The organism is Streptococcus oralis (assembly GCF_001588645.1).
Classification (GTDB): Bacteria; Bacillota; Bacilli; order Lactobacillales; family Streptococcaceae; genus Streptococcus; species Streptococcus oralis_AB.
On the sequence record NZ_LAYF01000015.1, the window covers coordinates 1 to 6,740 of the forward strand.

9 protein-coding genes are annotated in these 6,740 nt (G+C 32.8%); all 9 read right to left on the minus strand.

The window, feature by feature from the left end:
• Window positions 1-43: 43 nt before the first annotated feature.
• The 9 genes from A0739_RS08880 to A0739_RS10670 all read right to left on the minus strand — a co-directional run bounded on the left by A0739_RS08880 (window position 44) and on the right by A0739_RS10670 (window position 6,010).
• Complete coding sequence (locus A0739_RS08880; RefSeq protein ID WP_061587735.1) at window positions 44-742, minus strand: DUF5081 family protein; 699 nt, start codon at window positions 740-742, stop codon at window positions 44-46.
• A gap of 2 nt (window positions 743-744) precedes the next feature.
• On the minus strand, window positions 745-1,044 hold the full coding sequence (locus tag A0739_RS08885) for a WXG100 family type VII secretion target (protein WP_061587736.1): 300 nt from the start codon (window positions 1,042-1,044) through the stop codon (window positions 745-747).
• 5 nt (window positions 1,045-1,049) lie between these two features.
• Window positions 1,050-1,451, minus strand: a complete 402-nt coding sequence (locus tag A0739_RS08890; protein ID WP_042769177.1) for a hypothetical protein — start codon at window positions 1,449-1,451, stop codon at window positions 1,050-1,052.
• A 921-nt stretch (window positions 1,452-2,372) separates the two neighbouring features.
• Complete coding sequence (locus A0739_RS08895; RefSeq protein ID WP_061587737.1) at window positions 2,373-3,512, minus strand: AAA family ATPase; 1,140 nt, start codon at window positions 3,510-3,512, stop codon at window positions 2,373-2,375.
• Window positions 3,513-4,112, minus strand: a complete 600-nt coding sequence (locus A0739_RS08900; RefSeq protein ID WP_231082581.1) for a DUF6414 family protein — start codon at window positions 4,110-4,112, stop codon at window positions 3,513-3,515.
• 17 nt (window positions 4,113-4,129) lie between these two features.
• Complete coding sequence (locus A0739_RS10665) at window positions 4,130-4,300, minus strand: DUF6414 family protein (protein WP_231082582.1); 171 nt, start codon at window positions 4,298-4,300, stop codon at window positions 4,130-4,132.
• 14 nt (window positions 4,301-4,314) lie between these two features.
• The gene (gene pezT / locus A0739_RS08905; RefSeq protein WP_061587738.1) at window positions 4,315-5,082 is read right to left on the minus strand and encodes a type II toxin-antitoxin system toxin PezT; all 768 of its coding nucleotides are present in this window, start codon (window positions 5,080-5,082) and stop codon (window positions 4,315-4,317) included.
• Entirely contained in the window at window positions 5,082-5,558 is a 477-nt protein-coding gene (gene pezA, locus A0739_RS08910; RefSeq protein WP_061587739.1) for a type II toxin-antitoxin system antitoxin PezA, read from the minus strand. Before pezA ends, pezT begins: the two co-directional genes overlap by 1 nt.
• Window positions 5,559-5,776: 218 nt before the next feature.
• The gene (locus tag A0739_RS10670; RefSeq protein WP_231082583.1) at window positions 5,777-6,010 is read right to left on the minus strand and encodes a hypothetical protein; all 234 of its coding nucleotides are present in this window, start codon (window positions 6,008-6,010) and stop codon (window positions 5,777-5,779) included.
• Window positions 6,011-6,740 lie beyond the last annotated feature (730 nt).

Consider the following 6,740-nt stretch of genomic DNA (forward strand, 5'->3'; position numbering starts at 1 on the left):
CATGGTGATTTCGTTAGATCCACCACCACCCATTACAGTCGTTTCAGTCACTACCATTTTCAAAATCCTCCTCCCTAAACGGAATGGCAAGCCAGCTATACAATCTCTCAAGGAAATAGTATTGGCTAAAGCGGTATAACTCTTCTTGATTTACATCAAATCCCAATAGTTGGCCCTCTTCTTCAACGAATAGATACGAAGCTGTTAATAATGCTGCGTGTCTGGTCTCGCACATTTGTTCCAAAGGATAATGCTGTACCATCAGTGCTTGATCTGATGCTAAAGCCGTTTCGATATCAGGAGTTAGTTGCTTTCTTTCAGTTAGAAAATCAACCTCATCTTCCAGAGGAATCCTCGTCACCAATGGGAGCTTGTCTTGAAGCAGCAATAAGCGACTCATAGGACTAATCTTGACAAGTTGATATCCCTGACCAGTATCTACGATTAGAATAGAAAAGTTACTGTCTCGGCATTGCATGAAATAGAAATTATTTAGAATGACCAAAGTTCTACCCAAGCAATATTCTTTTAGAGTCTCAACTACGACAAACCCTGCTTTTGTTAGTGAACCATCCTCATTCACCAAACCTTTTTTCTCAAGATCTTCTTTGGCTATCGTCCATATGAGTTCAGAAGCAGTGACAATATCATCTAGCGTGGGCAACCCGGGCATCAACTCCCCATCAAAGGCACCGATCAAATAATGGAGTTCATGAATAGAAAACGTTTCTTTATGTGACATATTTACAACCCCTTTATTGATGAAACTTCTGATGAGTTATTGTAATTATCAATTGATTTTTTCAGACCAGAGACTGCTTTTTCATGTTCGTTCATGATAGATCTTAGATCCTTATGGTATTTATGGATAATGTCTAAATAGGATTCAAAAGCTACCTTAGTTTTTCCTGACCACTTGGCAGATTGGAGATAACTTTTTAATCGGGTAACCGTTTGATACGAGTTCGTCAGTTCTTGATTGATCTCTTTTGAAAGCTTAATAGCAGTTTCCAAATCTTTATATTTGATTTTTAAATCCGCCATGAATCTTACCTCCGTCTTTTATTTCTATTTCTACGTTCCTCAGCCTGACGTCTTGCTTCTGCTTCCCTCTCGCGGCGTTCTTGCTCAGCTAAACGCTCATAGTATTTGTATCGTTCATAGGCTGCATCAACAGCACTCGATAAGCTTTTTGCATCACTAGACTGATTGGTTCGTACAGTATCAACTTTTCCTTTTACTCGACCTTCGCTATCACTAAAAACATCCTCTGGAATAAAACTTGAACTCATTGAAGGTCGAGAATTGGTATAGCTATCGACTTTTCCTTCCATTGTTTTTAATTTAGAATTAAAGCTTTTTAATTGACTGTTCAAATCGTTATACAATGCTTTATATTGTTCCCTTTTCTTTTCTGTATCTGTTCCAAACCACGCGTCCCATAATGACATACTGAGTAGCCTCCTTTTAAAACTTTCTGCATCAAAACAAGCGAAAGAATACCACGAATTCATCAAATAAGAAGGGAAAGTATAATCCCTCGAATAAAGTCGGGTAACACTTTAAAAATATTCTCATTTTATTTTATCATATTTTCTAATTATTTAAAATCAAATGAAGAAGGATCTAATCCTGTTCAGTATAGAGTTAGATCTTTCAATGATTTTTTCCAACTTTTGAAGCAATACATAAAAGTACATTAAGGAAAATATTTTTTCCAAAAAATCCACTAAAAATAAATTCAGGAAACCGTAATCTGTCTGTTCTTATTAAGATTCCTAATGATTTAAAGGATTTCAATAACGATATGAAGAGCTATTTCAAAAGACACGAAAAAAGCACCCATGAGGTAAACTCTTGAGTGCTTTGAAACCTTGATAGTATCGTATTGATTAACGTTTTGAGGCAACTGACTTTGTCAGATTGCAGCCACATTTGTAAGCGACTAAAGTCGCAACAACTGTGTCAATTGCACCAATTTAGTATGAAAATCTAAAAAAGAACACCCCGAAAGGTGCTCTCTGTAAGTATAGTAATTCTCTCGAATTAACGTTTACTAAATTGTGATGCTTTACGAGCTTTCTTAAGATCTGGCTGGAAACACTTTTATTTTAATAAGTTTCAATATCCGATTAAAATCAATGTTTTCCCACATTTACAGAAAACAGAATTTCATCTAATTTGAATAAATTTCATTTGAATGGTGTGAATTTTACCCTAAAAATACACAAATTGAGCTAGATTTTACCAAAAAGTTCACACCATTTAAATTGTTATAGTTTTATGCATTTTTTAATGGATACAAATCCATAATGAAATTAAACGATAAATTTCTACAATAATTGTTTTAAGGTAAAAATTTCAGTGAAGATTCATTCTAAATTATCACGTTTTAGTAATTTTTCAAAAATAATTTGAAACACATCTTTCTCAATGAAACTCTTCAATAATCTTATATTTTCAAAAGAACCCACATGTTTCCTATACGTTTCTTTTAAACCATAATTTTCTATAAATTCCTTATCTTCTTCTGATAATTGGGCGGTCACATCATTAAAAATATTATCAACTACTCTAAGCAGTTCAGTTTCGGTTAAATTTTGAAATTCTATCTTTAAATTAATCCTAGAAAAGATAGGAAGGCCAAGGTTTTCAGCAATTTCTTGATCATTACTAAAATTTGTTGTCAAAATAAATATACAATTAGAAACATCTACCAAATAATTTATATCTTCCAACTCTCCCTCATCAAACATTTGATAAAAAGCATTGTATAAAGCGCTATTTACCTTATCAAATTCATCAATTAATACAACATTGGTTTCTCTGGATAATAAATCTTTAGCTAATGAACTTTTAGCATGAGTATCGCCAAATATATATTTGTAAGCTTCCTCGGTTTGCATCATCGAAAACTGTATTCGGGTCAATTTCCCGTTAAAATACTCGCTCATTGTTTTAGCTAATTCAGTTTTACCAATTCCTGAATTTCCGTAAAATAACATGACAAGAGGAGACTTATTTGTTAGGGTACTTTTCTTTAGTAGACCAATTGAAATATCTTTTTTAGCTTGCTGTTGACCTACAACATTAGAAGAAATCATATGATTATAGAAATTAATAATCTCCGCATTATCTATTCCCTGATAGTTTGAATAGCATTCTTCTATAATATTTTCAAACTGAACTCTCAAGGAAATCTCTACTCTCTTGGGAGGATTTTGTATATAAAGATGTTGAATGTCATGTCCTAGAAGTACAATATTATTGAAATTTGATATCACGTGATCCGTTACAGAAGCATAATCATCAGCAAAAATGACAACATTTTCAATCCGTTTTTCGCCAAATCCATCTGGAGCATATTGTGAGGCATTAATATCATTAGCTCTTACAGTAATATTATATTGTCGAATAAGCTCCATAAATGGGGTGAAGTCTTCAACAGCTCTCTCATTTAATAATTTATTAAAATCTCTCTTAGAACCTTTAAAAAGTATAATACTATCCATTTAGTTCACTCCTGCAAGGATTACATCATAAACTGGATATTTCCGTTCTGAGCAAGTCCTATCATTTTCTACAATTCCGGTAAAAGATAGATTTTTCTGTTGTAAATTAAACTGTGTCTCAAAATTTAAGTCACTAATAGTCGTTGCGCCGACTTTTAGTGAATAAAGTTTAAGAGTCATTTTTGTTAAATCATGAATTCGATAATTATTTTTAAAAGAATTGATATTAAAACGGAAAATTCTCTCAATTTCATGTTTTTTATTATATCCTATAAGTTCAAAATAACCTTTAATCTCTCTAATTCCAGAATTAAGTTTAGAAAATGACATTGATACATTCTCCATCCCTTCTATACTCTGGGAACCTTCCATCATTTCTGAAATTGGTGCAATCATAGCAAAATAAGACATCGAATTTTCACTTATTTCTAAAGTATAATTTTCTGTAATATCAACAAGAAAATTCTTCTTGCGTAACTCTACAGTATCTAAAAAATCATACAATAGAGAATTTTCAAGTATTGTCTTTGCTATTTTATTTCCTTGAATTCCCCCTGAACTAGCAGTGGAAAGAGTAACTGAACCACTTAATCCTGTCATTTTTTCAAAAATTGTTTTTAAAGCACTATTTTACCAATTGCTCCTTCAGCATCAACTTCCACACCCGTTTCACCTTGTAATGTTGTCATAAGCTCAGTTGTTTTCGTTAATTTTCCCTTGGATTCAATCTGTAAAAAATCCATTGCTGATGATTCATCGAAATAAATTACTTTTTTTAATGTACTCATAAATTAGCCCTTCGTCACTTATCAATTTTCCCCAACTCTCTCAACCGTTCCTGTCCCATCTTCAGCATCTCTTCCTCCACCTTACTCCATTTTCCGAAGAGGCATTCTTGTAGAACTTCTGCTGCTGAGGTTTCGTCTACTTGCGAATCATAAACACACGATTGATCTCTTTGGTAAATTTGAATTTGATTAAATAGCTGATCATTTTCTAACTCTCGTAAGTTATCAACTAAATGTTCTACAATTCCATCATAGTGCTCTTTGGGAGTCGCTCTAGCTTGACTAGGATCTATAGCATAGAGCTCTTCATAACGTATCAAGGTACTGAGATAGGACAATTCTGGCTTGGTCGCAATTAGTGCAAGTGATACTTGATATCCTTTAGTTATCAATAATTGTGCCGTTTTTCTAGGAACTTCTGTTGTTCTCAAGGTGCCCTCGATTAACAAATGATAACCTTGTTTACTCAATTCATCTACGAGGTATTCAACCATTTTTCCCGCAAACACCTTGGTATAATCCACACTATCTTTGCCATACTTTTCCTGTAGGTCAAGGTAGTTCGGATGAAAAGAGCGGTAACTATCTCCATAAATGATAATGATATTGCCTTGAAATTCCCTTTGTTTAATACGATGAATCGTTGTTTTCCCAGCACCACTCTGCCCACCTAGCAAGATAGCCTTGGGCTGAGATGAGGTTGTTTTTCCACTAGTTAAAGAACGAACGAGTCGATTGGAGACTTTAATAAAGTCATCCTGGCTAAATTTATCTAATTTCATTAAGCCACCACCAGATGACTAGCTTGTTCTAGCACACGTTCAATACCATCCAGATAGCCATTATATCGCTCTACATCCTCAAAAGTTACAACAAGATAAATCCTCGTGTTAATCAAATTAGACAAATCATCGCTCATTAGAACCCAAGGATTAGAAGTATCGTCAAATGCAATTTCTTGTTCATCTTGAAAACGATAAAGTTGCGCTAAGATATTCGCCCCTCGTTCTTTAATCACTTCAATTTTCAGAGTTAATTGATAATCTTCTACTGGTGTGAGCATTTTTTCCTCCCCTACGATATCGATATACGAAACATTAAATTTCTTGCAGATACGATCTATTAATTCTGTCGAAACTCGACTTGTCCCATTTTCATAACGACTCAGACTATTTCTAGAGATACCAACAATCTTTGCAAACTCAGGCTGCGTTAATTTATGTGTTTTACGTAACGTTTTTATATTTTCTCCAATCATGTAACTCCTCCTTTTATTTATTTCTATTATAGCACAAAAAATAAAGACGCACCAATTTTGGTGCGTTTTCATCCAGCTCTAGCTGAATGAAATAATTCATCTGTTACATTGTTGGCAAACCAATCATCTAATACAATGGCTTTATCAAATAATCTATCTTATCTATTTTAAAGACAAATTTACCACAAAAACACACTGAGATACTCGTCCAAGTATGTTTATTTCATTTTGGATAACTTCATCAATAAACTTAAGCGTTCATCATTTTTGAGCTCTGATAACAAGCAAATCAACCGCTCATATCCAAGTTCTTTCTTCTGCTTGATTAATGAATTCATCACAGCCACCAAATCCTCTGGCGTAAAATTCCTTAAGTAAAGTGTAATATAACTTCCACCATTAGAAAATAGGCTAACATGAATTGCATTATGTTCTTTTTGCCTAATTTTCATTCCTCCTGTAGACTCCCTAATATAAAACTCATACACTGTCTTTTTCGGATAGCAATCAAATGAGTTTTCGAATTCTCTGCGATTTTTATAGAGAATATAGTTAATGAGTGAATAATATTTTAGAAACATAGTTGTTCCCTCCGTAATTGTTTTTATAATTATAGTATGCCTTTTTTTCCAAATTATAAAAATAAAAAATTAAAAAAAACTGATAAAGGTACTGTTTACTTCTCAATTTTTTTGTACTAATACCTCTTTCTCTCATCCCTCAGTTTTTTTGCAATTCTAATTTCTCTGTGTGTTTAGCGTTGACAGAAACGTAAGTGTAAGTCACGCTAAACACACAGTACGAGGTAAAAGTGAATAACGTAAAAAAATCTTATCCTAATTTTTTTATTTTAAAATTTATGGCATACTAATAATATGTAGATAATTGATTAAGTAGAGACGTAACTAATATAGCTACGTTTTTTTATGTTTGAAAGGAGGTAGCTATCGTGGAAACAGTAGGTTTAAGCTGGGTTAGGAAAGAACCAGTTTTGTATTTCATTAACTAAAAAAAAATAAATGTATAGATAATAAAAGAGATGTCAATAGCAGTTTAAAAAAAATTTTTTGATCGTAACAAAGTAAAGAATAAAAGTAAAAAACGAAAGTAAATAACAGGAACCAATTTTTGTATTTCATTTACCAATAAAAAATAAATGTATAGATAATAAAAATAATGTCA